Origin of the sequence: Pseudomonas sp. FP2196 (assembly GCF_030687715.1) — a bacterium.
Taxonomy (GTDB): Bacteria; Pseudomonadota; Gammaproteobacteria; order Pseudomonadales; family Pseudomonadaceae; genus Aquipseudomonas.
Genome location: NZ_CP117445.1, coordinates 5,603,330 through 5,628,592 on the forward strand (window position 1 = coordinate 5,603,330; position 25,263 = coordinate 5,628,592).

Below are 25,263 nucleotides of genomic sequence, written 5' to 3' on the forward strand. Positions count from 1 at the left end.
GGGTGTTGTATTTGGAAATGCGCTCGTGAAAAATTTCATCTTGGTCGAGGCACCGCTCACAAGCGAAGCTAAACACCTATTGCTTCACCTTGACCCGGATATGCCCGACGAGCTGCGGGAATTCAAGCCTTTTACCCACTACACCATCTGGCTGGCACGTAGGGGTTATGCCCCCAACACAGCGAAGCTTTATGCCGAGCACGTGGGGCGGTTTGTGGATTACGTGTATGAAGCATCAAAAACCCAGTTCGCGGCGGATGTCGACGTCACAATTGAGACCGTCATCAACAGCTACCAGGCGTATCTGCTGTTCGGTAAGGGCGCTGCGAACCCGATAGCATTGAAATTGGCTGACAGCCTAGGGAAGGAGAAGCTCACAGGCCAAAACTCCCTAGCGCAGACCATCGAATCGTCGATTAAATGGTTTCTTGATGTATCGGAAACTAAGAACAGAATAGCGCCAGACCAGTTATTCAGCGCGTTCTACACAAAGCGAGCTGAGTACCGCAGCCAGTATGAGATTTCGGCGCACAAGGCCAATTCTTGGTTGGCCGCAGTCATTCGTGACTCGATTAAGTCGGTGATGCCTAAGCGCAAGGGAGACAAACTATTTCCCCAGGCAGCACGCAGGGACAGGAAGAACGACCAAAAACCGTTCAAGACGGTAGCATTTCCCATCGAACGATCCGTGGATCTCATCAGGCAGTCAAAGCCAGCGAAGTCCAAAACTTTTTATAGAGATATGACCCTCTATTCCCTACTCGCGGCAACAGGCGCTCGTTCGAGCGAGGCCCTGCAGGTGAGGATGCCCGATATCGACGATGATGAGTTCGCAGTTTTCCTCCGCGACCCTTTTGCACGCAAAACGCCTGGAATTACAGAGGATGAATACCAGTTTCTTGCCTGGAAGGGACGGGTGACCGAAATGACGTTCATGATCGAACCCTTTGCCGGGATGTTCTGGGAAAACCTTGAGAAGTATTTGACCCGTGAGTACAACTCGAGCGTCGACCATGACTTCCTCTTTCAAAACCTCGATGGCAGGCCATTCTTCGCTAGCGACCGAAGCAGTCGAGACAAAACCTTCAAGAGCTACGCCCAAAAAGCAGGGGTAGAGGACGTCACAGGCATTAGCGCTCACTCGCTGCGACATATGTACGGAACCTACACTCTTAATTACTTGCCAATTCCCGGACAGAGCATTCCAGGACTGCCTCTAGCGTATGTAAAAATCCTAATGGGTCACGCTAGTGCCTCTTCTACCATGAAGTACGCCAAGCACGACACTGACATAATTGAAGCCTATATCCAACACGCCAATCAGTACGTATCACAACGTGGCGAAGCATCTTTCAGGACGATTCGAGCAGACTTCCACTACCGGCAGTTAGAGTTACTCGAGGAAGAAGCCAAGCGTATTGAAGGAGAAAAAAATGATTAATCTCACCAAAGATATTCTCATTATCAAGTCAGGAGAGAACTTGGAGAGATCGATCAAGGAGGCTATTGCCAAAGCTAAGGCATGTGTTTCAAAGGTACTTTTTGAGTCCAAGCACATCGCTCCTAGCAAAATCTCAAGCGGCTCCGTTAATGAGTATTACCAGGCCTCCGTCCTACGTTTCTTTAACGACCACTTGGATCCGGTTAACGCCCCGGTATACGATGAAGATTGGGTACACAATCTCCATACCTGCACGAAGAAAACTCCGGACGCGAAAATTGCCAAGCAGGTGGTTCCGAAGACCGCACACGACTGGATTAACAAGTCTTCACTGGAAAGGCTTGCTAAAGATTCAATATTGATTTTGCATTTTCTCTGGCAGGAAAAAGCCGTACTTCTTCCGTTAGATACCAAGAAGCCCACTGGCAGCAACGAAACTAAGAAGAAGCATTTCGAGTTTGCTGCAGCTGACTACACTGAAGTTCTCGCCTTGGTCAGCAAGCCTTTCGTTCCTCATGTCACATACGAGAACATTCTTGATATAACTACTGTTATGAAGCCGAGTGCCATCAAGAATTTCGAGTGGTATGCGTGGCGGATGATTCGCGCCACCGACTGGCACCAAATTGAAGACATCAGGCCGGTTGACATCTCTGATCTTATTGAACATCTAATTAAAACACGCCGTGGCGAAATCGACTGGTTCATGTATCCAATTGCCCCTGCGGCTTTTCTGAGCTACGTCCAGAAGCTATACCCTGAAAGGTGCCAGCAAGCCACTACCCCTCCAAAAAATGATAAGACAGCCAGTAAAAAGGCATTAATCTCTGGTGAATTCAACATCCCTGCTGAACACCAAAAAAGCGTCGATCTCTGGTTGAAATATCAAGGCAAGTTTATTCAACTGCTAAAAACCAAAGGAATGAAGACTTTTAGGCACTATGAAAGCAGCTTCACGGTGTTCAACACGTTCCTATTTAGTGAATATCCTGGAAGAACTGGTCTACTTCCACCAGGGCCTCGAGATCTCAATCGTACACACATCGAAGGAGACGGCCAGGTTGGTTTTCTCAGTTATCTTCGCAAGGGTCGGTCGGGCACAGCCGTTCAAAAGTCCCTGTATCACTTGGAAGCTTTGTTTGACTACTTGATAGTCAACTCTAGCGCCGATGAGGAACTATCTGGCTTCGTTAATCCGATTTCCCACATCGATTATCCAATTGTAAGCAGAAGCTCTGGCACCAACAAGCCAGCTTTCGAATCCGAGCACTTTCCCATTCTGCTGCAATACTGTTACGCAATTGAATCTTTCTCAACGCACCTTGCCGACAGGGTTCATGAAGAGCAGATCAATCTGTATGACAAAAAATTCAGGGCAGATATACCCACAAAGAACTGGAACGAAGCCCAGAAAGTTATTCAAACTGAAAAACTCGGGTACGTACCGGTTGTTTTCTATCGCAACCCAGACTTTGACGCCAGTCAGCCAAAGTCAGATATCAACCGCCCGATGAAATATGAAGCTCTACACCTTCTCCCTAGGTTCGTAGTGCCCATTATCGAACACAGTGTCGAAAGGAATAAGCAATGGGTTTTCTATCCCCAACTGAACTACATTCGACACAACATCGTAGCGCTGGAAACCGGCGTTCGAAGCATTCACATTCGGTGGCTGGAAAAGCTAACCTATGATATGCACATTGATCGATCTAGACCGCTACCGCCTCTTTGTAAGTTGCGAATCAACACAGACAAGGCAAATGGCGCTTGGGATTCCACTGTTTCCAGAAACGTAATTTATGTTTTAGACCGCCAAAAGGCCATGATTAAATGGTTCAACGATCCGTCAATGGATGTCCCGGTTTGGTACGACTACCATGAAGAAAGCCCATTTGGAAAAATCACCTCCCTGTTCCCTAAGGGCGAAACTCCTGGTGTACTGACAGGAGAAGCCTATGGCAAATACTTCAAGAGGCTTGTCTATTCTTTTGATTTGTTCTGCCGATTCCAGCTGGGAATTAATACTACGAACGCGATGCCAGAAGCTGTGGGTGACCTAGAGTCAATTGATGCGCCTCTCGATTACTTGGCGGCACTGAAACTCGAAGCACAAGCCTGTAAGCTCATCGAGCATACTCCGCACTCTTGTCGAGTTTCAGTAGTATCCGAATACATCAGGGTATTGCCGCCACATATCATAGGCGCGTTCATCACGGGGCAAGCCACTGAAGAACACGTCATGTATTACGCGAAAGTCGACCCTGCATACCTGAAGTCGGTAGCCCAGTTTCAGAAGATGAGTGTCGAGCAGGGCTGGCTCATTGATCGTCCAGCAATGTCCAATATTAAAGCCGAAGATGTCTCCTCAAAGCTCCAGCAGGCTTTCCGTCGAGACAAGGAAAAGTCTCTGATTGATTTCGGCGCCATCTCCTTTGACCGCGAGATGAAGGACGATGTCGTATCAGGCGTCAGGGCCGCAAAACAGCGCCCAATTGATTCGCTGGCTTTCATGCCCACACACATCTGCCCGTACGGCAATCACTGTCCAGCGGACGTGGTGAAAGACCTGGGTGCCATCCCTGGACTGAGTACGCCATGCGGTGGTTGCTACTACTCAGTCAAAACTGTCGACCATCTGCCTAGGATTCACGGCCATATTCGAGCTTTAACTGATGAATGCAGCGAGCTAGAGGCGTACATCGCAGAGGCCAAAAGGAATGGTGCATCGCTAGAAAGCCTTGTACAGAAAGCCAACCGTCGCAAATTCCTGGCTACGGAGATCATCTCCTGGAGCGTCACAGCACACTGTCTCGAACAAATGTATAGCGAGATTAAAACGCGTGAAAGTTTCTTGGTAGAGAAGCCTGAAATCGTGTCAGAACATCTGGAACGTCTGGAGCTGAAAGAGCACTCGCTCTCCAATCTCATCGCCCGCACTGCTGAAGCCAAGTCACATGCAGAGTATTTCACTCCACAACTGAACCAGCAGCTCAAGGTAGCCAGGAACAAGCTGCTGGCGTTCACAGGAGACTTCAACCGCATGCTGGAAGAAGCCCCGACTGGTTTCACGTTAATCGATGAATTCAGGGGACTGATTCGATCTGCCTGTGAAGTCCTCGGCATTTCGCTACACGAACTGAGCGATGCAATGACCAAGCCTATGGCTTTGAATCGCCCTGATTCGATTCTGAAGCTAATTTCGAGCCCTGGGAGTGTCCCAGCATGAGCAAGGGTGCAAAACCTGGCCAAAATCGCTTTGCAGGCTCCCAGAAGAGAAATCGCGAGTTCAGGATCAGCCGGATAAAGGATGAAGTTGTCCCGCGACTGAAGACGTTTGTGGGGAAGACATCTTTTGACGGCATTACCCCTTTTTCCAGGTTTTGTGCAGAGCTTTACAACGCCGATCTGCCCGTAAACGAGAAGAAGATAGGCTATCGCACACTGGTTCAAAGCACCGATTATTGGGCATTGATCGGCCCACTGTTCCATAGATATTGGGACTCCGCCGGCAACATGGAATCCACGAAGAACAAGCTAGTCGAGAAGCTATCAGCGCATCGGGCAGATGGGCTCCAAGCAGAGACAGAAAGGCTGAAGAAAGAAATAGAGGCTCTCAAATCAGCGCTTCGTACTCACGGGGCCACCCTGGCTCCCATTTCGGATTCAAAGCACAGCGATCAGGCCTTCATGACGAAGTTTGATAAGACCTGCCGTGCCCTTATGCTGGTGCTCAAAGCGAGCGACGGCATGTTCGTTGTTGACATGAAGGCCGGAAAAATCACCTGCACATTTGATGATCTCGAACCTGCTGAAGGGCTTGTTCCAAAAGATATTGCCGAACCCTTCGTCCTTTGGATGAAAGCCAAGGAAAGCACTAATGGCGACCGGTGATCAAAAGCGCTCTCCGTACGACCGCTACAGGGACTATGTGCTGCAGCTTGAACAGGCTGGAAAAAAGTTTCCTGTGAATCAGTTTGGCGCCGTCAACTTCAGCAAAATCGCTGATGAATGTGGTAATCGTAGGCAGTGGTTTTCTGAAAGCGCCAAGAAGATCTTTTGCTCACAGGGCAAAACCCTTGAGCAGGTCATCGCGAAGGACATTCGCCGCATAGGCAGTGAGTTTGTCGCGGCCAAAGATCCTGAGTCTCTGGCGATTGATATGGCGGATTCGAAAAGTCGCGAAGCGAATCGGTTGCGAGTAATGCTTGAGCAAAAGTCGAAGGAAAACGAACTGCTCCGCGAGCAAGTTGAGCAACTCTCTGCCGAGCTGCGGTTGCTTCGCACATCTGCACAGGAAATCAGTAGCCAGCAGGACTTGATGATCGACTCCGGGCGGTCATTCATCCTATGAGCAATCTGTCGAGCGTGATCCAGGTGAGCTCGGTGAAGCCAGGCAGTTTTGGCGGTGCAGTCTTTTCCGGGCGCATCATTGGCCAAAACAAAATTTACACATGCAGAGCAAGCTATAAAGTCATCACCCGCATTCCTCAACCCGGTGAATGCTGGCAGTTCAAAGGCTCGATCACAGGGCATGATCAGTACAGGGATTTCGTTCTGATCGAAAGCTGTCACATCGTAAACCTGCCCATAGCGGCATATGTGGAACGATTGCTGATAAAGCATCCTGCATTTCGCGGGCTGTCATTCGGCAAAGCGAAAGTCTCGAAACTGGTCAGGGCATTTGGCGCAGAAAACCTTGCTCAGGCATTGACTGCAGGCAGAGTCAGCCACCTGGCGGAACTGATTAATCCTGATCTCGCCCAAAAGGTCGTGGATGCCTGGAGGACACTGCAGGATGAGATTTCAACAATTGAATTTCTCATGGAGCACGACTTCGATCCTGGGCTCGCCAAAAGCGTTCTCAAGGTTTGCCAGACGGATACGGTAGAGCGCCTGAAGCTTAATCCGTACAGCCTCATTGCGTTTCAAGGCATCCACCCAAACATGTGGAAAATCGTAGACGCCGCAGCAGCCAAGCTAGGCATACCTCGTGATGACCCACGCAGGCTGGCCGGCCTTGTGGAGAATTTGCTCTATGTGCGCTTGGATCAGGGCCATACCGCTTACGAAATAGAAGAGCTAAAAGCCGCCCTGATGCAGAAGCTTCCATCCGCCAGACTGGTAGACCAAGCTATCGAATGCGCCCTACAAAGGCGTGCTGTGTGCGTTAAGAAGGATCAAGGGACGACGCTTATCCAGCCACTGGGAGCGGCCCTTGTCGAAAGTAAACTCGAGCAGCGAGTCGCGAGTCTACTGTCCGCTCAGGCCTCATTGCTTCACGGTTCTCCGCAGGAACTGGAGCAAGCGATTGAAGATTACTGCGCACACGGTGAGAGCGTGCCTGGACACTCACTCACCCGAGACCAGAAAAGCGCAGTGCTGATGGCGCTTACTAATCGCATCAGCACGCTGACTGGATTTGGCGGTACGGGCAAGACAACCGTGCTGAAAGCCATCGTTGATATAGCCTCTCAGCACCGCCCTGTGCATGTCTTAGCACTGAGCGGAAAAGCCAAGGAGCGCGCCAAGGAGTCTGTTGGCCGAGACACCTACACGATCCACAGTTTCTTGATCAAAATCAGCACTGCAAGCTCAGGGCTCAGCACTGGAGGCGACCCTCTGGTAATCATCGATGAATCCAGCATGGTAGACATCGCCTTGATGCTGAAACTGCTGAATGCCTTCGCGAAGAAAGAACTGTCTCTTTTGCTAGTAGGCGATACCGGTCAGCTATCACCGGTTGGTTATGGAATCTTCTTCCATGCACTGGCCAAATCTAAGGCGATACCGTCGACCCACCTGATCAAGGTTCACAGGTCAATCGGCAACAGCCACCTTCAGAACATCGCCATGAAGATTAGATCGGGTCATCTGGATACCCTGCCATTCTGGAATGGCGAGCGCGATGGGGTTTATCTAATCCCCTGCACAAACACGCAGGACATGCTGACACACCTCGCGAAGATCAAGCAGATCATCCCTGACGCTCAGATCCTGACGCCACACATGTCTGATCGCATGCCGGATTCTGGACACAAGATAAACAACTATCTGCAAAGCGCCCTCCAGCATACAGACGAGACGCTGGGCATTTGGATGGGCAAATACTGGCTGCGAGTTAACGACCCCGTCATCGTCACCCAGAATAGCTACGAGCATAATCTGTTCAACGGCAACACCGGGATCATGACTGGCGTCACGTCAATCGATGGCCAGACTTCAGGTGTATTCTTCTTCAATGGGTTCGAAGTCACCCTGTCCAGGATGGACTTGTTCGGGCTGGGAATGAAGCTTGCCTACGCCATTTCCATTCATAAGGCGCAAGGCAGCGAGTACGAGACGTCGATCCTTTGCACTCTGAGTCAAAGCGAATTTGTGGAACGAAGCATGCTGTACACAGCCGTCTCCCGATCTAAGCGGCTGGCTTTGATACTAAGCACGCAGAACATCATGCAGCAGGGGGTAGCTCGCCCAAACCGAAGCGACACCCTCTGTGTTGGCTTCTCGGTTTGAATACCAAACAGGTCGTTAGCCCTACAATATTGTGGGCAGGGCTTTCGCTTCAGGCGCCTTACCCTCCTTGTATGATCGCAGGATCCGCGCCCAATGCCTCAAGGTAGGAGAAAGTCATTGAAGTTGCTCACAACGCTTTGGAGCGTCATCAGCCCCGACCGTCGCCCCGAGTGGGAGAAAGCGCGTGAACGCGATTTCATCCTGGCGGCAAACTCCTTGAAGACCCTCAAGGTGACACCCGAGGGTGGGATGTCCATCGATCCTGAGGAGCTTCGCGAACAGATCGTAGCTTCGCGTGAGCAGCTGAAGCACATTGTCCACAAACCAGGAGCGCCTAGCCGGTCATTCAAAACAGTAGGAGACGGCCAGGTGGAACAGGAAGCGAATCCCGCCGTAGTGGCTCCAGTGAGCACCATGGACTGTATCGAGGTGGTGGCTTGGCGTCAGTTACAGACTGGCGCTGTAGTGCGCTACGTGTGCCTCCAGTCAACGAAGACGGACAGATTTGCGGTTGCGACAGCCCGGCTGTTCTCCAGGAGCGAGCAGAGCCTACCGTCTTGGATGGAAGCCAATACAGACATGCAGGTTGCCAATGCCATTCAGAGCTCCGAGCTCCGGTGGTTTTCGACCGTGAGTGACGCCATGGACGCTTGGGATGCAGAGCTCGGATGTCCCTGCACTTCCAGTTAGGGCGTGCCCCTGCGGGTAGCGGCTGTCGTGAACCGAGCCTTGCAAAGCCTGCGTCTCGGCCCTTCGGGCTTCGATCCCGCACGCCTGCGCTCCGCTTGCCACGGCTACTCAGCATGGATGGCGACTAGACATCGTCCTGCTCGACGCCTTAGGCTCCAGCCATGGCAGATGATCTTCCTAGACGTCGCACCAACTAATCGAGAACGGAGTTTCGAATGACGACTCAGGAGCCCTCACTGGACTTTGCAGCGCTCTCCATCGACAGCAATATTTTGCGCGGGCAGCGTTACAACTTTGATGGCGGTATTCTGAAGCAGCTTGAACAATTTAAAGGGAGCCCTGTACAGATTCTTCAACCAGACGTTATCCACTCAGAGGGCATCAAGCATCTGGCGTCTGAAATCACTGATGCGCTAAGGGCAGCAAGGAGTAACCTTCGGACTCTGGCAAAATATGCCCTGTTTGATAACATTCAGGATTTTACCGAAAACTCGCTCGGCCCCGTCTTGAGCGCACCTGCACTGGCTGAAGCGAAGCTAAATTCTTTCTACGAGCGGATCAACGCTCGCGTCATTTCAAGTTCATCAGTTCAGATCCAAGATTTGATGCAGATGTATTTCAACACTGAGCCTCCGTTCGAAACCGCCTCTGATAAAAAGCATGAATTCCCTGATGCGATAGCATTGTTGGCACTCAAAGCTTGGGCCGTAAGTGAGAACAAACGGACGGTGGTTGTCAGTAAGGACAAGGGGTGGCATGCGTTCGCCCAAAACTTGCAGCACCTCCATGTCGTAGGTGATTTAGCAGAGGCACTGGCCCTGTTTCAGCCCCATACAAAGGTCGCAAGGCTGATAAGCCTGTTGCAGGCTGAAGGAATGCTCGAGCACGATAGCCACCTCTTTTCGAGCATAACCAATGCGATTGCAATCCACACTACCGAACAAACGCCAGAGATCGAGGCGAATGCCGTATTCAACTATGAGTATGATGACTTTCAGATCGTCTATCTTTCCCATAAGTTTGCGAAGCCTGAAGTAGGCGAGAAACCAAGAATCAGGATCGTGCTCATTAAAGACGACCTCGTGGTGCTCAGCCTGTCTGCGTTGGTTTCGACTGAGGTGATGGCAACATTCTCGTTTAGTCAGTACGACTCTATCGATAAGGATTATGTCTCACTAGGTGGCACAATCGAGGAACGTCCAGTCAGTTATGAGGCCGATGTTCTTATTCATTTCCGGGGCGATTGGAAGCATCTAGATCAAGGTCTGAAACCTAGCAAGATAGAGATCGTCGGAACGATGCAGCAGATACATTTTGGAGACATCGGGCCAGATTATTCGAATGACAGGGATGACGATATTCAGCTGGCCTGGGAACAGGAACAGGAGTACCAAAGGCGTCGAGATGAGGACTTGGAGCGCTGGCGGTAAACGGTTGCGCTTATACCTACTGCTCGTGCGATGCTTCCCATCGTTCGAACCAGTCTTCACTCTACTGCCAGCCAGTGCAGCTCGGTGATTTTGCAGATGCTGCATCTCACGCACCCATTCAGTCAGAAATTTATCCCAGTCTGAGGCGTATGGCCCATCAAGCAACCTGGTCGAGCCGATACTTGCTTGATTGAAGCGCTCCCTCCATGGCTGCGGGATAGTCTGCTCCAAGATGATGTCGATGCCGGAATGGTGATGCTGCAGCGTGACACAATGCCGAAGCTGGTTGAGCTCAAGTACCTTGTCAGCATGAGGGGAGTCTTTTCGCTCTTGAAGAACAAGGTCATCAAGGATGGATAAGGCATCGAACGCCTTCGAATCGCCTGGAGATATGTTCGCAAGCATCCACAAAGCCTTTCGTCTCTTGGCCTCCAGTTCGCGGAGTTCATCGTCGGGCATTTGAGTTACCTCTTGTTGGCGTTGATGGCGTGCCGCCTGCGGCGTCAGGCTGCCGTGAATCGAGCCCCGCCAAGCCGTGTCTCGACCCTACTGGCTCACATCCCTCACGCCTGCGCGCTTGGTGTTTGCGCCTGTGATACATAGATTGTAACGCACCCTCCCTCGTGACTCGCAGCGGAGCATCGCTATTTAGAGCGTTCTGTTATCGTTCTAAAAGTAGTTTAGTCGCTCTTATTCATCGGCTTTCAGGGGGGAGGCGCGAATGGACACAACTCGACGTGTACCAAGCAGAACCTACCAAGTCGCTCGTGATCCTGAGCGCCTGCTCATTGAAGAGCGCGCCGAAGCTCTCTCAGCCGCAGGATATCCGCTGCCAAATGATGATCCGGCTATGTACGCTGAGCAGAGGCTCAAAGAGGCCAAGGAGGCTCGTTCAGCGCAAGTTGTTGGCGTTCCCGAACAAGCTTCAACTCAGAAAGATTTGCGAGGTACGTGAGAAGTGATCTTCGGTCGAAGTAGCCTAAAAATACGCTTTAACTAGAATGTAAACATTCCTGATTCTGCACACTGGGAGACCGAAATGGACTTGCTAAAGCCCTTGTACGAACAGGACAGGCTTCATCCACACTTTCGCACCATATCTGACGGACGACCCGGCAGGCTTTACCAGCGAGAGGAGCTGCAACGCTGGCTTGATGGATTTCCAGACAGGGATAACAAATTCGTACGTGAGTTTCAGACCACGTTTAACTCAAGCTTTTGGGAAATCTATCTTCACGCAGTGTTCCGCGAGTATGGCTTTGCTTTCGACTGGACTTATCCAGCCCCTGATTTCCTAGTTTCGTCAGCAGACATTACGTTTACGGTGGAAGCAACCACTGCCAACCATTCCATTGAGGCTACCCCGGAGTGGGGTAGGCCCATGACAGCGGAGTTCTTTGAAGACGTTGATTTCAATGCGCTCAATCGGGTCGCGATAATCAGGTTGGCCAACGCGTTCATGAGCAAATCACAAAAATTCCAAGATAAGTATCAGCATCATCCGCATGTCCAAGGACGCCCATTTGTCTTAGCAGTAGCACCGTTCGAACAGCCGGGTTTCAACCTCCAGGCCTACCGGGCTATCGAAGCCCTGTTATTCGATTACTACGTAGATGAAGCGGAATACCTGGCTAATCCGGAGCGCTTTCCTAACGGATTAGAGGGGAAATCTTTGGGAAGCGTACAGAAAGATAACGGTGCTGAAATCGAACTGGGGTTTTTCGATTGCTTGCGCTTTAGCCACATTAGCGCCGTGATATTCAGTAATCTGGCCACTTGGGGAAAAGTTGATGCCATGTGCGGAAATCCGGATGCGATCATATCGTCTGTCTGGTCGCTACCGAATGGCGAGATGAAGCGCACTGTGTCCAGAGGAAACGAAGCCTCAGAAGGGATCACCGATGGGCTGCGTATCTATCACAACCCTTTTGCTACAACGCCGTTGCCGCTTGAAGTATTTCGACGAGAAGGTGTGATGCAGATGTGGGCTGATCCTTACGCTCGATCACTCATAAGTGAACAAGCCGAGAACTGCTTACAGTCCAGGACGGCTATGACTTTCTTCGTAAAGGATGATGATCCCTCTTGCGAGGGCTTATCTGAGAAAATTTAGCGGTGCGCTCTGGCCAATCCGGCTAGGCAGCAATTCGCCCGTTGATTGCTTGATATCCTCAAGGAATACCGATGCAGACCTTGCTCGACCAATCGAAGTCGTGACGGATATGTCAAAAAGCCGTGCAATGGGCTCAACCGCCTACCACGCGAGCGATCAAGCATTTTTTTGTGTTGGGGCAAACTGAGGAATATGCGCTTGATACCCTAGGTCATCCCAGAACACATATGCTCAGATGATTTCAGGGAGAAGGAAAATGGCAAGTGAATACTCGCTATCAGATGTGCTGGAAAGGATGTACCAAAACCAGCTGGCCCTTGAGGCTGCGCTCATGGAGCTGACCCTCCAAGTGGAAGCCCAGGGACATGCGGAAGTCGGCGACAACGTCCGTGGTGCGCTTTACACAATTGGTGAGAACGCTGGTCATATCAAACAGGGGCTGGCCCGGCTCAAAAAACTCCCATGAACCAGCCGCTTTTCGATTTTGATCTCAAACGCGTTTCCCGCACCCACTACATCACTGGCAAGGCTGCGATCAACTTTCCGCACGCTGGAAGCACTACAGGTGGGTGGCATTTCCTCTCCTACTTCGACAGCGATTCGGGCGTAGCGAAAGTGTCCTTGGCAGGTTTTCATTATCCAGATACGACCGATTTCTTTGGAGACGCTGGAGTCATCGACGTAACCGACGAGCTTGCGATGCGAGGCTGGTCAAAAGACGGCAAAAGGCTGTTCATGGCGGATCACTACAGAGCCGCAGCTGACATGGTGATGAAATGGGTGCTAAGTGATTCTAAGCACTGCAACGTCGAGGTCGCTGATTGGTTTCCCTCTTCCGAAACGAAGCAGCGGCTTTTTGAGATCCTGAATTCGGGAAGGCCCAAACTTTTAGATTTTGACAAGCTGCAAAAAATGGAAGCTTGGCTAAGCTCGCAGTAGTCCGAAGGAAAGGTCTGCATGGCAGCCGGCGTATTGAGTCTTAAGCGGGAGCAATGGAAATGCGCAAAAACTCCCAGTCGTGGTTTATACCGCTCCTGATTCTTTTTGCCGTCCTATGGGCAATGGGAAAAAAAGACACGCCTCAAACCCCGGTAGAGCCGAGCACTCTGAGCACGCTTCTATCAACCACGCCAACGTCTCCATCCCCACCCACGCCGACCTCCGCAACTGAGCAGTTCGTGAGCGCTGACAACCTCAATGTCCGGGATCAACCAAGCGGAAAGGTCATCTCAAAACTGAAGCGCGGGGAGAAGGTTCAAGTTTTTGAGACCCGAAAGGATTGGGCGCGCATCAGCATTGATGGTCAACCTTCAAAGTGGCTTTCGTCCAAAAGCCTGTGTAGCGGCTCAGACTGCTACGTCGTTTTGAAGCCAAGAACAGCGATTCAGCCGAAACAGCCGGCTCGCCAACAGACCCCAGCTTACGGTTCATCCTGCCCTTGTTCCTCTGGGAACGTGTGTATCGGGCCTCGCGGTGGTCGATATTGCATTACCTCTGGCGGTAACAAACGATACGGTGTCTGATCTGCTGTTCACCATTGAGAAAATCTGCAACGATCACACCTAGTTACAGTCCAAAAGGACACATATGCCAGCGTTCAGAGGATGCACTGATGAAGGTGTTCATAAGCTCCGTAGTAAGAGGATTCGAGCAGTTCAGAGCCGCCGCCAAAGACGCGGTGGAGACACTGGACATGAAGCCGGTCATGAGCGAGCACTTCGGAGCGCGAACCTATTCCTCGGAGCACGCCTGCCTGACAGAGGTCGACCAGTGCGACGTTTATATACTGATTCTTGGCGCTAACTTCGGCTATGAACCTCAGCCAGGTCTCTCGGTTACGCAGCAAGAATTCCACCAGGCAGTGAGCAAGCGTAAACCGATTTTGGTTTTCATCCAGCAGACTGACTTTGACGCGAAGCAGGCCGTGTTCGTCAACGAGGTGTCTGACTACAAACAAGGTTTTTTCAGAGCCTCATTCTCAGACCCCCAAGAGCTGTTGAAAGCCATTGTCCAGGGCCTGAGTAGAATGGAGAAATCCAAAAGCGCAATTTCTGAGAAAGCCTTTCACGAGCGCATTACAGATGCATCAAGCGCTCGCTCCTACGGCGGTCACTCCTATGCGCCACAGCTTGAGTTCGCGTTTCTGCCACAGCCCGTTGAGCAGCACGCTGTGCACGGAGCGGCCCAACGCCGTGATGAGATTTTCCATAGCTTCCATAATCTCGGCTTGGCGAAGTTCAAGCAAGGTTACGAAGACTGGGATGACAAGTTGTTCACAGGACTGAAGTCCGGAGACACGTCTTGGCGCGTTTTTGACGACGGGCTCGTCCTTTTGGAAACTGACGCAAGTGTGCCAGTCGAGGGGCGTACGGCTGGTCTCTATTTCGTGTCTCCGACCAACCTATCAAAGTTAATTATGTCCTGCTTCGAGGTGGCCGGATTCAACAGCGGTTGGTATCGCATTACCTTGAAGAATTTAGACATGGCGAAGATAGAAGAGCCGCCAGCGACTGCCCCCAGCAGCTATTCGATGCCTATGCGCCGTGAAAAGCTCGTTAGTGAGTCACGACTTTTCATCCCTGCCACACGGCCCATCGTGGAGCAATGGATACAGGAAAGCATCGTAAGAATGGCCAGAAGTTTGGCTTATTGATCAGTGACACCCGTACCTCTGTCACTTTGAGCCGATGGGGGCTTTTAATCGTCAACGTGCCACAGGCGCCCAACAGTGCTTCTGGGTAATTCCAGGTGCCGGCAGACCTCTGCCTGAGAAAGACCTTCTGCCTTGAGTTTGCGTACTGCCTCGAGCCTTTCTGCGGCTGCGATTCTCTGAGGCGTGATGATCTTCTGCGGCTCGGCAGGCAGCGCTTCATCAAGAACTCCTAGCCGCATGAGTTCTATCATCGACTCATTCAAGACAGAGCGTGCTGTCTTGCCCTCGTCGGCTGCGGCCACCAGTGTGAGCAGCGACAGAGGCGTTAGGCCCAACGCATGAGCCAGATCCGCACTCAGATCAATAGTCGGTGTCGTCGTCGCAGCCTCCAAGCGGCTTATGTGAGCTTGGTCAGCTTGATGCTGGAGGTCTACTTGCGATAAGCCATTTCGAATCCTCAACCACTGTAGCGTCGCCGCATAAGCCTTCCGCAGGGACATCCAACCTACCTCTCCAAAAAGAGACGGTATGACCCGTTTGATAGATCCCACACAAATGCATATAATCATATCGATGGGATTTCTGGCTTGTTGCCCGGTATTTTGCGTGTTCGCAGAGCCTGATTTTTGGATTCGCACCATGAGGATCATCAATTTATGGGTAATTCTTCGGAGCATGAGTTGCTCCGCGAGGGAGAGATATCGTCCTTTGGAACAGAGCTGCCTCAAGCCGAAATAGAGGCATTGGTGGCGGATCGTTTCGGTCGGAAACCCTACTGTTTGGTCGAGGATTGGCTGATCTTTCATGTGGACGAGCCTCCTGAATCGCTCGCCAGGGTGCGCGCCATAGGCCTGCAGACAATGTTCCTTTATTCCCATTGCGTCACCTACGACAGCCAGGGCCGGTTCCCTCCAGGGGGCTGGGTACGCTCGACCCTGTGCAAGTCGTTCGACGGTGTTTGCTTGTTCGAGACCCGTAATACGGTGTATGCCCTAGTGGGCAAGGGGCGTGAGATGACCGCATCGCTCAAGACAATATTCGGCTTATGTTAATCGCAGGCGCTAAGCAGGCCTGCTCCACACGAGATACGCGATGTTCAGGATTAGCATGCAAGACCAGGCCGGCCCGATGGGTATGTTCGGGGACGGTCTCGCTCACTTTCACGCCATGTCGCGATCCTTGGTTACTCATTGGTATCACGTAAGCCTCAAACGCCGACATGAGGGGCGGTTCGTAGCTTATGAAGAGATGCTGAACGATGAGCCTCGCTTGGTGGAGCTGCTGGTCTCCCAAGACGAGAGCATGGTCATTCAAGATGTCCAGGTTGTTACCCCGGCATGGATGAACAAAGGGTCAGGCTGGAAGATGGAAAAGCTGAAAACACTTTCCATGGGGTTCAACCGGGCAGAAGTGCCAATCTGTGTTCTGCAGGTCGAGAGTGGTGATGTGTACGTCAATACCCATCAGCGCGACCTGGATGTTGATGCCTTGGTTGGGGTCAGGGAGCTATATCGGCGTAGTGATGCAGCCACCGGCGTAGCCTCAGCGACGGAGGCTCTCTAGCTATGGACGACATCAATACCGTCGCAGTCGATTTACACGAAAAGCGCTACTCGGACTTCGACCTCCTTCGCATTGCCAAAGCAGTGAGTCAAGACTACAACGGGCTGGTCACAGCCTATCTGGTGAATGTCCATATTCATTCTTGCAGTGCCGTTGGTGTGGTGTTCAGTCACATTTGCCCTGGGCCGTACCAACGATTTGCAGATGGTCGGCTCATTCGGACATCCGACATTCAGTCCGTAACGAAGGAGGGCAGGTTTTGGGTGGTCAATACGGTCAACTCGAAGTACGTCATTGCGACGTTCAGGCGTGATGTCGGACGGCGTAGTCTGCGTGAGTTCATGCGCATAGCGGGAGACAGGTATCTGCCAACGCCTGATCGCCTCCAATGACTGCGGCGCAGGTCATATGTAAGTTTGGATATGAGTATCAAGTAAACTGAAAGGAGGAGCAGTTACTTACGCTCCTCCTGCAATTTTTAAGCTGCTGCAGGCCAGATTCCTCCCGCGATTCTCTGTAACGTCGCACATGCAGGAACAAAGCCTTGGAAATTTTCATCATAGGAAATTCCAAATCTTGCCCTGAAGCCGTCTCTGACTCTTTTGATCATAAACTTTCCCTTGCGCTTATCACTAGGAAGAGGCATGGCTACTCCCATTAATTCCCGTGTATCAGGGGCTGCGTCTCGATTTCGTTTGTGGATGCGCTCAAAAATTTCGTCCCGCTTACGTGTAAACTGATGTTGGATGTCCATATGATGATGGAAGGCCACCTCATCAAGCCAAGTGACAACCTCATTCGGATCTTCAATTCCAGCCATAGAGGCGAGGAAGTCTGGCAGAATAAAATATGACTCGATATCGCTGCCCGCTGTGATGAATGGAATCGCCTGTTCTTGATTAATCCGACCTTCAATACCTGCAGACTCCTCATCGGTCATGAAGTCCCTATCTCTGTGGATCATAACCTGAATCCCCGGAGACACGTTTTTCAGAAAATCAGTGAATAATGAAGCAGACTCTAAATTTGACGAGGTTTTGTAGCTGTAGATTAATGTCCTCCCCATGTTGAAGCCGTTAAGTTCGAGCAGCCTCTCCAGGTATCGTGTTTTCCGATCTTCTGTTAGTACAATCAGATCAATCTCGTTATTTCTCAGTCGATCAAAGTCATCAAGTGCTCCTAAGTCAAGAAGCATGGGTAAGCGGTCGAGATTGCTTCCTTGCTCTTGGATCTCACCGTTCCTCATCCACACAAAATGAGCATCATCTGCTAATGCATCCATCATATGACGGCTATGAGTAGACAGAAGAACTTGTGTCCCAGTGCTCTCGGCTATGTAGGAAATGGCGTTGCAGAGCGCTATTTGATTATTTGGATGAAGATGAGAATCAGGCTCATCGAGCAATAGAAGTTTCGGATTGAAGTAGGTTATATAGGAATAAATTTGTAGAACTTGCAAAAGTCCGGTTCCGCAAAGTTCTATTAGGTTTCGCGTGCCATTATGCGCTGCAAAAACTTTGATCCTGTGATCACGCTGCTCGTCAAACTCAACCTCGATCAATGTATCCGGAAAGATGGTGGCAAGCCGTTGATTTAGGGTATTTAGCTCGCCGGCAATATGAATATAATAAATAATGTTACGCAGGTACAAATTCGCATCACCGCTCGCTACGCCCCGCCTTACAATCGCTCGAGCTCGAAGCTCTTCATATTGTGAGATACCAGCTAGCCCAGGAACATAAACACTATAGAGATCCGTAGCGCTCGTTACTAAATTCCCTATTCGTTCATAGTCACCTTCCCTATTGCAAGCTATATTACCGTGATTCCTTCCCTTGCTAATCTTTATGTTATAGTGTATTGCTTCTTCTGCATGCACTCCGTCGTCGCCATGAATATCGACGCTAGAATAAAGTGTTAAATTGCTCTCTCCTGCCCCTGTATGATTGAGGTAAGGAGATCCATTTCTCAATACACTAAAGTCCGGTGTGGGATTGTAGTGCAACAGCTCAGTCGAGAAAGTTTTCTGCCCTTGCTGGCGGGACGCAACTGCTGCACCAATAGCGAAATGGATGCCTTGAAGAACGCTACTTTTGCCCGCATTGTTGCCACCCACAAGGACATTTACTGATCCCAATGAAATTTCGGCTCTCACAACCTTTTTGTAGCGTTCCAGCAACAATTTGTTAATTCTCATAAAGCATTGTCCTTAAGCTTGAGTTTAGGTGTGTAGCGAGCATCACCAAAGGCAAAACGACGACTACTGAGTTGAAGTCCCTGTTCGGCGAGCCCTACGCCAAGAGTGCTGTCAGCGAGACTGACGAAAAGTGGATCTACACCTACACCAATGGCTCAGCCCATGCCCAAAGCTACGTGGTCACCATGAAGGTGACGACTACGGGCACTCAGAAAACTCGCGACGTCTTGATCCGAAATGATGTGGTCATCAACTACACGTTCAGCGAAGGCCCCGCTCCAGGCACTACCACTGCGACGAACTGAGACTGCCATCCTGCAATAGGCCACCTACTGATCTCAGTCAGTTGGATGGAGCGCTCAAGTCAGAGGAAGTCACCGATAGCCTAGGAGAAGCCTCATGTGCCGATAGCTTCAGGTATGAGTTGATCACCTCGCGCGTTGAGACAGGTCACTCCCTTTCGCGAGTAACCTGCGATTCATCGCGGTTGACTATTTCTTCCTAGGCTTTCCAGCGTCATCACGCTTATCGCGGACTTGGCCATCTTGATTCCGAGAGCGAGGTTGGACGCCACCTCCCGGCTTCGGAACTGTTACGTTTGGATTCAAAGGTCGTCTATCGGTCATGCTGTCATCCTTGTTTACCTACACGGTGAAAGATGGCTCAACCATGAACATTTCTTGTGTCGCAGGCATCTCGAAAATCCACAGCGCCGTTGCTGAGCGTAGACCACGAGCACGGCGAGAGAAGAGGTTGTGTTCAAAATTGCTTGCCGTCGAATGAGCGATGCTAAAACTCTTCGCTTGGCGGGCAATGGAGCGCTCAGACCTTGGTTATCTGTGCCATCAAGACAAGGCTTAAGCTGAGTCGATTCTTGGTAAAAGTCTTGTAGCGTCCTTCATTTGGCGCGGTCGTAGGAGGCGTGGTTGAAGCCTTCCACATTCCCAGCACAACGACCTCATCGTCATGCTCTATCCCTTTGAACCATGCTGTCTGACGAGACCAAATACTGACCTCGAGGCCCACGCCGTTGTCGGGCTTTTCGGAGTCCGCACGGTACTTGTTCATCCTGAGATTCAAGACATTCTTGTTTTTATCATCGCCCACACAGCGCCGAACACTTTTGACGTACCCATGGATGGCAATGGGATGCTGGGTGGTGTTTTGGGATACGGCATGGAACGCCTCCATGTGCCGTTCCGTTTCGAAATAGAACTGGCGCCAATTGACAACCGTATTGCCTTCAAACACGAGCTCTAAGTGCTGCTCAACGTCGCTATCACTGGCGCACAGTGCTCGTAGTTTGAGGGCTCGCTTGGCAGAGTTGATATATGCAGGCAGTTTGCCAGGAGTAGATACATAGGTTTTGCTGGATCTGGCGTTGGAGCCGTCGCCATTTTGGTTTGTAGGTGCTGCGCCACCCTCCAGGGCCTCTTTGATCATTACCAGGCGCATACGATACTGATTACCTTTGACACTCTCGAGAAGGCCTTGCGACTCTTTGGCAATTTCCGAGATTTCCTCCTGCACTCCGTATTTGCAGTTGGCTGCATGCTCGCCACCAGGCAGAAGCCTGAAGTACGCAGAGACAAACACCGACTTGTCGTGTAGCTCTCGTGTGTAAGACGGATTGTGGGTCACGCCGATACTGCAAAACCGGCATTTGAGCGGCTCTGCCCCCATACCTTTTTGATACGTATCGGCTTGCCATTCACTGCCTGTGCGATCCAGAGCACTGCCCATCTTGATGCCCATACGAACTCCTTTCCTATAGATAAATCTAGTCTACGCAAACTCGTTTTCGCTGCAACCGCAGTCATGAGGATTAAAGGCTTCGGTTCTTTTTCTGCCCATACTGTCGGGCACTTGAGTCCGGTGCATCCATGGTGTCTACTCGGAGCTTGCTCGATCTTTCCCTCTCGCTTCCGAGCGTCGTCGACACCACTGCCTAAAGGATGATGGCCTTGATAACCCAGATCAAGATTCGTGGTTACCGCATCTATCGAGACTTCACCCTAAGACCTAACGCTCGACTCAACATCCTCGTCGGTGGTAATGACGCGGGAAAATCAACCCTGATAGAAGCTATCGCCCTAGCGCTCAACGGGCGGATCGGCGGACGAGGCGTGCTAGAAGAGTTGAACCCTTACTGGTTCAACACCGACATGGTCGAAGAATTCGTGGCTCTGAGGAAGGCAGGAAAGAAAGTCGCCCTCCCTGAAATTTTGATCGAGCTCTATTTGGATAAGCGAGACGATCTGCAAGGGCTCTGCGGGGCAATCAACACCGATGTTCCGACTAACGCCTGTCCCGGCGTCTCCCTGAGAATCTTCCCAAACGAAGAGTATCGAGACATGCTCGACGAGTGGCTCAAGTCTCCGACTGCGCTGCTGCCCGTCGAATATTACACCTATGAGTGGCGGAGCTTCGCTGACCAAGAGCTTACCAGACGTCCCCGAGCCCTCTCAGTCGCTGTCATTGACTCCCGCACAGTGAGATCCACCAGCGGAGTTGACTACCATCTGCGCCAGATCCTCAGTGATCATCTCGAACCAAGCGAAAAGGCGTCAATTTCGCTGAGCTACCGTGAGGTCAAAGCATCCATGACGGAGAGCGCTCTTTCAGACGTCAACACGCGCCTCGCATTGCTTGAAGCCTCCCTTGAGAATGAGCCTATGGCATTGGCCATGGATCAAAGCTCCAGATCGTCGTGGGAAGGCTCCGTGACCCCCCATGTAGATGATGTCCCATTTTCGATGGCGGGGCAGGGTCAGCAAGCAGCAATCAAAATATCGCTTGCGATGAAACGCCACTCAGCGAAGGCAAGCATAGTAATGATTGAGGAGCCGGAAAATCACCTCTCTCATACAAGCCTAGCTACGCTGTTGTCTCGCATTGAAGCATTGGCAACAGACCAGCAACAGCTTTTCATCTCAACTCATAGTACATATGTGCTGAACAGGCTTGGGCTTAATTCGTTGCTTCTTTTGAACCGCAACACGGCCTCCAAAATAACTGAACTGACGCCTGACACCGTTAGGTACTTTCAGCGATTACCAGGTTACGACACGCTAAGGATGGTTCTAGCCAAGAAAGTTGTGTTGGTAGAGGGGCCGTCCGACGAGATCATTTTCGAACGAGTTTTTAAGGATAAATATCGGATTACACCAATGGCGTCTGGCATTGACGTCATCAGCATGCGAGGACTTGCACTGGCTCGATGTTTGGAGCTTTGTGCCGCTATCAACAAACAGGTCGCTGTGATGCGCGACAACGACGGAGTAGAGCCAGTTAAGCTGAGAGAACCAGTGGAGAAATGGCTCGATGGCACTCGGCGAGAGTTATTTATCGGCGACGTTAGTGACGGTAAGACGCTCGAGCCTCAGCTGATTCATCATAATGGTGAAAAAAGGTTGCGAACGATTCTGGGTATTACTGTTGCAGCCGACCTTGAGACTTGGATGATACGAGAGAAGACCGAGGGGGCTTTGAGAATCGCTGAGTCCACTGATGCATTGATCCCTCCAGCGTATATGGAAGCCGCAGCGAAGTTTATCCATGGCTAACCATTTGACCTTAGCCGTTGCCGGAGGAAGGAAAACTCAGGGGCTCGTGGAACACTGCAAATCTCTGCCAATTGACCGTCGAGTGTTAGTCGTCACCTTTACGCAAACCAACCAGCTGGAGCTCCGCCATCGACTCGCCTCCCAAGCCGGCGACTTGCAGAACTTAGAGGTGATGGGATGGTACACATTCCTACTTCGCCATTTCGCCAAGCCGTTCCTACCATTCATTTTAGCTAGCGAAAGGGTTGGCGGATTCGACTTTGAAGGAAGGCCCTACTTCAAAGCGGTCGGCAAGGCCAGGTATATGAATCGAAAAAACGAGGTCTATGCCTCCGAGTTGGGAAGGCTTGCTTTCGAAGTAATGCAGTCCAGTGGTGGTGTGCTCATGCACCGACTCGAGTGTCTCTATGACGAGATTCTCTTTGATGAGGTGCAGGATCTAAGTGGCTACGATTGGGAAATAGTCCACCAGCTACTTTTGTCCAAAATAGATGTTCGAATGGTGGGTGACGTCCGGCAGTCTGTTTTGTCCACCAACCCTCGTGGTCAGAAGAATAAAAAATATGCGTACGCCGCTGCGATTGAATGGTTCCGGGATCGCGAAACCTCGGGGTTATTGCGCATCAACTACTCGTCGGTCACGCACAGATGCAGAGCCGAAATCGCAACTTTCTCAGACTCAATATTTGATGCCTCGTGGGGGTTTCCGGAAACCACCTCTGAGAACACTGTCTGCACGGGACATGATGGTGTTTTCCTCGTCAGCAGGAAACATGTCGACGATTACGTTGCAAGGTTTCAACCCCAATCTCTGAGGCACTCCATCAGCTCCGGTAAGGAATACTCACTGGATTTCCTAAATTTTAAGGTGTCGAAAGGTGCGACCTATGAGCGTGTCCTCATCGTGCCTACGGTGAATATAGAAAGCTTCCTAAAAAAAGGAATTCATTTGGAAGCAACCTCTGCGGCATCTTTCTACGTCGCAGTAACGAGGGCCAAGCAAAGTGTGGCAATTATCGTTGATCAGCCCGGTGACTCGACGCTGCCTTATTGGCATCCATAATTTCGGTGGAGAGCCTTAGCTGGCGGTATCAGAGTCCGCTTTGAATGGCCAGCGTGTAGGCTGGCCACCACCATGTCAGTGTTAGACGTCCGGCAGAATGTCGTCGAAGAAATTCGCGTGCAACTCGTACTCTAAAGAGCCGAATCGCGCGATCAGGCCTGCTCTTAACTCACCCTCGGCTGCGGGTTCAAAATTGATCCAGTAATTGTAAACGAGGCCCTCATCCGATTCGTTGGCCGTGACCTCCGAATCGGCCAGAAGCTCTGCGTCGTCGAGAGAAATTTCCAGCTCATTCGCCAGGGCCTGGGCCATGGTTTTGCGGTTGCCGCGTTCAGCTTCTTCGACTTGGGCCCAGTGCTCCCATTCAGATCTACGGTCGCGATCAGCATCAGACTCACTGCTGGAGATGACCACGCCTTCGTCAGCAAGTAGCCATATACCATCACGGCGTAGCAATTCGACCGTGGCTTTGAGATAGAACGCTGCACCGTGATACATCCTCTCCTGATCTTGCTGCCCCTGGTAGGTCAGGGAAACTTCTAAAGTAAGCTTCCCGGTTGCGTCGCTGTAGTCAGCGGTTTCAACTTCAAGAGCACCAATAGTGAATCCACTTGCATTGGTATCCGCAATCGCGCCGGAGAGCTGATCCTCCAGTTCCAGATCCAGGTCGGCGTAGACATCATCCTCATTGATCGCTTGGGGAAAGTCTTTGATCCCAAACACAGCCACCATCAGACGCGGATCCTTGGGGTTCCGTTGGGCGATTACAGAGAGCTCATGGTAATCAGCGAAGCCTGCTTTCTGCGCCAGGGTTTCTTGAGCGACAGAAAGCTTCATGCCCTGATCACGAGCAAGCTGTTTAGCTTGGGATTTGAAGATGTTTAGCCGGGAAAAATCAGACATGGCAAAGGTTCCTAAATCTACGACGCTTAGGTGTCCGATTGCCTGTTCACCGGGCAGCGTCTGGTTAGGGACATGCCGATGTAAAACTGAAGGGTGTCACAGATGGGCTATTGCTTCGCGAAACAGGCGCCAGGCGACCATCACCGCCTAGCGTGATCATAGGTCACAGGAAATAGCCCCGCAATACCCCGCTGACGGATAAAACCAAACCAGAACTAAGGAAGAAATGACGCCACTGGATTGTCACTTTTAAACGCTGAGGGTGGCTGTTCTATAGGGAACAGGGACATGCGAAAGGAGTGTATTTCAAAATATTTCAAGGGAGAAACGTCGTATCCCGCGATTTAGAAGGGCTGGGCATACATACAGGGGCGAAATGGATCCAACCACTGATTTGCGCACAAGTTATCCACAGGCTTGTTACCTTGCAATGTCATTTTGACCCCATTATCTTGTAGGTCATCTCTACAACAGCACTACATGTTGTGTTTTTGGCGAGAGGCTTAGGTTTCAGTGAACACAGCGGGTATGCGTGCAAAGTTTGGACGCCGAGCACACATACCCGCCAATCCCTGAGCCAATGCGGACACTGGTGGGACGCGCATTAGAGAAAAACCGACTTTGGATGTCAACCATTCAGCTCGGCTTTCCGCTCAAGGGTTGCTCCTGCCTACTCGATTTTTTCTAGATACAGGAGCACCTAATCGTGCCGAAAAATCCTAAACAAACATCGTCTCCCGTGGCCAGCTTGGCCTCCAAAATCCTGCGTAGTGATAGCTCCTCGGCCATCCAGAAGGAATTGGCAGGGTCGGCCATGTCTCAAGCTTCGACCGGCAAGCAAACCGGTGCCGATATGGAGACTAAAGCCAGTCATGTCCTCGATAGCAACAAGTACAACGCCACCACCAAGACCCTAGCGGCCTCGGTACTCGCCCAATCGAACAAAGAGCGGGGTGAGTAAAAATGGCTCAGTATTTCGTGAACCGCAATGCACAGACCAATGGTGACCACGAGGTGCATACCAGTACGTGCATCTATTTGCCGGCACTCCATAACCGCCTTGATCTTGGCTATCACACAACCTGTGTGACCGCTGTTCGCCAGGCTCGCAACACCTACCGGCAATCGAAC

The 25,263-nt window shown here is 51.2% G+C and carries 22 protein-coding genes and 2 pseudogenes; 20 read left to right on the forward strand and 4 right to left on the reverse strand.

Going from position 1 to position 25,263, the window contains the following annotated elements; all coding sequences use genetic code 11:
• The first annotated feature begins 25 nt into the window (after nt 1–25).
• The 13 genes and pseudogenes from PSH79_RS25175 to PSH79_RS25240 all read left to right on the forward strand — a co-directional run bounded on the left by PSH79_RS25175 (nt 26) and on the right by PSH79_RS25240 (nt 14,840).
• On the forward strand, nt 26–1,441 hold the full coding sequence (locus tag PSH79_RS25175; RefSeq protein ID WP_146754844.1) for a site-specific integrase: 1,416 nt from the start codon (nt 26–28) through the stop codon (nt 1,439–1,441).
• Nucleotides 1,434–4,667: a hypothetical protein gene (locus PSH79_RS25180; protein ID WP_305440133.1), complete on the forward strand. Its 3,234-nt coding sequence runs from the start codon at nt 1,434–1,436 to the stop codon at nt 4,665–4,667. The genes PSH79_RS25175 and PSH79_RS25180 overlap by 8 nt, the downstream gene beginning before the upstream one ends.
• Complete coding sequence (locus PSH79_RS25185; protein WP_020308645.1) at nt 4,664–5,332, forward strand: hypothetical protein; 669 nt, start codon at nt 4,664–4,666, stop codon at nt 5,330–5,332. Before PSH79_RS25180 ends, PSH79_RS25185 begins: the two co-directional genes overlap by 4 nt.
• A complete protein-coding gene (locus PSH79_RS25190) occupies nt 5,319–5,792 on the forward strand; it encodes a hypothetical protein (RefSeq protein ID WP_020308644.1) in 474 nt (157 codons plus the stop codon). The genes PSH79_RS25185 and PSH79_RS25190 overlap by 14 nt, the downstream gene beginning before the upstream one ends.
• Nucleotides 5,789–7,954 (forward strand): AAA family ATPase, encoded by a 2,166-nt coding sequence (locus tag PSH79_RS25195; RefSeq protein WP_020308642.1) that lies wholly within the window; start codon nt 5,789–5,791, stop codon nt 7,952–7,954. Before PSH79_RS25190 ends, PSH79_RS25195 begins: the two co-directional genes overlap by 4 nt.
• A gap of 905 nt (nt 7,955–8,859) precedes the next feature.
• Nucleotides 8,860–10,074 (forward strand): PIN domain-containing protein, encoded by a 1,215-nt coding sequence (locus PSH79_RS25200; RefSeq protein WP_305440134.1) that lies wholly within the window; start codon nt 8,860–8,862, stop codon nt 10,072–10,074.
• Nucleotides 10,075–10,795: 721 nt separating this feature from the next.
• Nucleotides 10,796–11,029: a hypothetical protein gene (locus PSH79_RS25210; RefSeq protein WP_229621682.1), complete on the forward strand. Its 234-nt coding sequence runs from the start codon at nt 10,796–10,798 to the stop codon at nt 11,027–11,029.
• Nucleotides 11,030–11,113: 84 nt separating this feature from the next.
• On the forward strand, nt 11,114–12,187 hold the full coding sequence (locus PSH79_RS25215) for a hypothetical protein (RefSeq protein WP_020308634.1): 1,074 nt from the start codon (nt 11,114–11,116) through the stop codon (nt 12,185–12,187).
• A gap of 34 nt (nt 12,188–12,221) precedes the next feature.
• A pseudogene (locus PSH79_RS25220) lies at nt 12,222–12,397 on the forward strand (NAD-dependent dehydratase); the annotation flags it as partial.
• A 46-nt stretch (nt 12,398–12,443) separates the two neighbouring features.
• Nucleotides 12,444–12,653 (forward strand): hypothetical protein, encoded by a 210-nt coding sequence (locus PSH79_RS25225; protein ID WP_020308633.1) that lies wholly within the window; start codon nt 12,444–12,446, stop codon nt 12,651–12,653.
• Entirely contained in the window at nt 12,650–13,126 is a 477-nt protein-coding gene (locus tag PSH79_RS25230) for a hypothetical protein (RefSeq protein ID WP_305440136.1), read from the forward strand. Before PSH79_RS25225 ends, PSH79_RS25230 begins: the two co-directional genes overlap by 4 nt.
• Before the next feature lie 122 nt (nt 13,127–13,248).
• A complete protein-coding gene (locus PSH79_RS25235) occupies nt 13,249–13,710 on the forward strand; it encodes an SH3 domain-containing protein (RefSeq protein WP_080223996.1) in 462 nt (153 codons plus the stop codon).
• Nucleotides 13,711–13,799: 89 nt separating this feature from the next.
• Complete coding sequence (locus PSH79_RS25240; protein WP_020308631.1) at nt 13,800–14,840, forward strand: DUF4062 domain-containing protein; 1,041 nt, start codon at nt 13,800–13,802, stop codon at nt 14,838–14,840.
• Between the two features lie 44 nt (nt 14,841–14,884).
• Here the strand turns inward: PSH79_RS25240 and PSH79_RS28295 are convergent, their stop codons facing one another.
• Nucleotides 14,885–15,340, reverse strand: coding sequence for a helix-turn-helix domain-containing protein (locus PSH79_RS28295; protein ID WP_032673167.1), 456 nt, complete (start codon nt 15,338–15,340; stop codon nt 14,885–14,887).
• 156 nt (nt 15,341–15,496) lie between these two features.
• Between PSH79_RS28295 and PSH79_RS28300 the strand changes: the two genes are divergently transcribed.
• From PSH79_RS28300 to PSH79_RS25255, 3 genes are read left to right on the forward strand one after another with little or no spacing between them, the layout of a single operon-like run.
• Nucleotides 15,497–15,892: a hypothetical protein gene (locus PSH79_RS28300; RefSeq protein ID WP_020308628.1), complete on the forward strand. Its 396-nt coding sequence runs from the start codon at nt 15,497–15,499 to the stop codon at nt 15,890–15,892.
• Between the two features lie 40 nt (nt 15,893–15,932).
• Nucleotides 15,933–16,403: a hypothetical protein gene (locus tag PSH79_RS25250; RefSeq protein ID WP_020308627.1), complete on the forward strand. Its 471-nt coding sequence runs from the start codon at nt 15,933–15,935 to the stop codon at nt 16,401–16,403.
• 2 nt (nt 16,404–16,405) lie between these two features.
• Entirely contained in the window at nt 16,406–16,795 is a 390-nt protein-coding gene (locus tag PSH79_RS25255; RefSeq protein WP_057422702.1) for a hypothetical protein, read from the forward strand.
• A gap of 86 nt (nt 16,796–16,881) precedes the next feature.
• Here the strand turns inward: PSH79_RS25255 and PSH79_RS25260 are convergent, their stop codons facing one another.
• Nucleotides 16,882–18,600, reverse strand: a complete 1,719-nt coding sequence (locus PSH79_RS25260) for an AAA family ATPase (RefSeq protein ID WP_020309465.1) — start codon at nt 18,598–18,600, stop codon at nt 16,882–16,884.
• 32 nt (nt 18,601–18,632) lie between these two features.
• Here PSH79_RS25260 and PSH79_RS25265 point away from each other — a divergent pair.
• Nucleotides 18,633–18,905: pseudogene (locus PSH79_RS25265) on the forward strand (hypothetical protein); the annotation flags it as partial.
• Nucleotides 18,906–19,422: 517 nt separating this feature from the next.
• Here PSH79_RS25265 and PSH79_RS25270 read toward each other — a convergent pair.
• Complete coding sequence (locus PSH79_RS25270) at nt 19,423–20,355, reverse strand: hypothetical protein (protein ID WP_020309467.1); 933 nt, start codon at nt 20,353–20,355, stop codon at nt 19,423–19,425.
• Between the two features lie 203 nt (nt 20,356–20,558).
• Here PSH79_RS25270 and PSH79_RS25275 point away from each other — a divergent pair, with 203 nt between their 5' ends.
• Nucleotides 20,559–22,166, forward strand: coding sequence for an ATP-dependent endonuclease (locus PSH79_RS25275; protein ID WP_020309468.1), 1,608 nt, complete (start codon nt 20,559–20,561; stop codon nt 22,164–22,166).
• Nucleotides 22,159–23,229: a UvrD-helicase domain-containing protein gene (locus PSH79_RS25280; protein WP_020309469.1), complete on the forward strand. Its 1,071-nt coding sequence runs from the start codon at nt 22,159–22,161 to the stop codon at nt 23,227–23,229. The genes PSH79_RS25275 and PSH79_RS25280 overlap by 8 nt, the downstream gene beginning before the upstream one ends.
• 81 nt (nt 23,230–23,310) lie before the next feature.
• Here the strand turns inward: PSH79_RS25280 and PSH79_RS25285 are convergent, their stop codons facing one another.
• Entirely contained in the window at nt 23,311–24,132 is an 822-nt protein-coding gene (locus tag PSH79_RS25285; RefSeq protein ID WP_305440140.1) for a hypothetical protein, read from the reverse strand.
• Between the two features lie 706 nt (nt 24,133–24,838).
• On the opposite strand from PSH79_RS25285, the gene PSH79_RS25290 reads away from it, so the two are divergent.
• The gene (locus PSH79_RS25290; RefSeq protein WP_305440141.1) at nt 24,839–25,093 is read left to right on the forward strand and encodes a hypothetical protein; all 255 of its coding nucleotides are present in this window, start codon (nt 24,839–24,841) and stop codon (nt 25,091–25,093) included.
• Nucleotides 25,094–25,263 lie beyond the last annotated feature (170 nt).

Coding starts and splice junctions, on each gene's coding strand:
- PSH79_RS25180 (WP_305440133.1), top strand. CDS start 1,434: ATGATTAATCTCACCAAAGATATTCTCATTATCAAGTCAGGAGAGAAC.
- PSH79_RS25185 (WP_020308645.1), top strand. CDS start 4,664: ATGAGCAAGGGTGCAAAACCTGGCCAAAATCGCTTTGCAGGCTCCCAG.
- PSH79_RS25190 (WP_020308644.1), top strand. CDS start 5,319: ATGGCGACCGGTGATCAAAAGCGCTCTCCGTACGACCGCTACAGGGAC.
- PSH79_RS25195 (WP_020308642.1), top strand. CDS start 5,789: ATGAGCAATCTGTCGAGCGTGATCCAGGTGAGCTCGGTGAAGCCAGGC.
- PSH79_RS25200 (WP_305440134.1), top strand. CDS start 8,860: ATGACGACTCAGGAGCCCTCACTGGACTTTGCAGCGCTCTCCATCGAC.
- PSH79_RS25210 (WP_229621682.1), top strand. CDS start 10,796: ATGGACACAACTCGACGTGTACCAAGCAGAACCTACCAAGTCGCTCGT.
- PSH79_RS25215 (WP_020308634.1), top strand. CDS start 11,114: ATGGACTTGCTAAAGCCCTTGTACGAACAGGACAGGCTTCATCCACAC.
- PSH79_RS25225 (WP_020308633.1), top strand. CDS start 12,444: ATGGCAAGTGAATACTCGCTATCAGATGTGCTGGAAAGGATGTACCAA.
- PSH79_RS25230 (WP_305440136.1), top strand. CDS start 12,650: ATGAACCAGCCGCTTTTCGATTTTGATCTCAAACGCGTTTCCCGCACC.
- PSH79_RS25235 (WP_080223996.1), top strand. CDS start 13,249: ATGGGAAAAAAAGACACGCCTCAAACCCCGGTAGAGCCGAGCACTCTG.
- PSH79_RS25240 (WP_020308631.1), top strand. CDS start 13,800: ATGAAGGTGTTCATAAGCTCCGTAGTAAGAGGATTCGAGCAGTTCAGA.
- PSH79_RS28295 (WP_032673167.1), bottom strand. CDS start 15,340: ATGTCCCTGCGGAAGGCTTATGCGGCGACGCTACAGTGGTTGAGGATT.
- PSH79_RS28300 (WP_020308628.1), top strand. CDS start 15,497: ATGGGTAATTCTTCGGAGCATGAGTTGCTCCGCGAGGGAGAGATATCG.
- PSH79_RS25250 (WP_020308627.1), top strand. CDS start 15,933: ATGTTCAGGATTAGCATGCAAGACCAGGCCGGCCCGATGGGTATGTTC.
- PSH79_RS25255 (WP_057422702.1), top strand. CDS start 16,406: ATGGACGACATCAATACCGTCGCAGTCGATTTACACGAAAAGCGCTAC.
- PSH79_RS25260 (WP_020309465.1), bottom strand. CDS start 18,600: ATGAGAATTAACAAATTGTTGCTGGAACGCTACAAAAAGGTTGTGAGA.
- PSH79_RS25270 (WP_020309467.1), bottom strand. CDS start 20,355: ATGGGCATCAAGATGGGCAGTGCTCTGGATCGCACAGGCAGTGAATGG.
- PSH79_RS25275 (WP_020309468.1), top strand. CDS start 20,559: ATGGCCTTGATAACCCAGATCAAGATTCGTGGTTACCGCATCTATCGA.
- PSH79_RS25280 (WP_020309469.1), top strand. CDS start 22,159: ATGGCTAACCATTTGACCTTAGCCGTTGCCGGAGGAAGGAAAACTCAG.
- PSH79_RS25285 (WP_305440140.1), bottom strand. CDS start 24,132: ATGTCTGATTTTTCCCGGCTAAACATCTTCAAATCCCAAGCTAAACAG.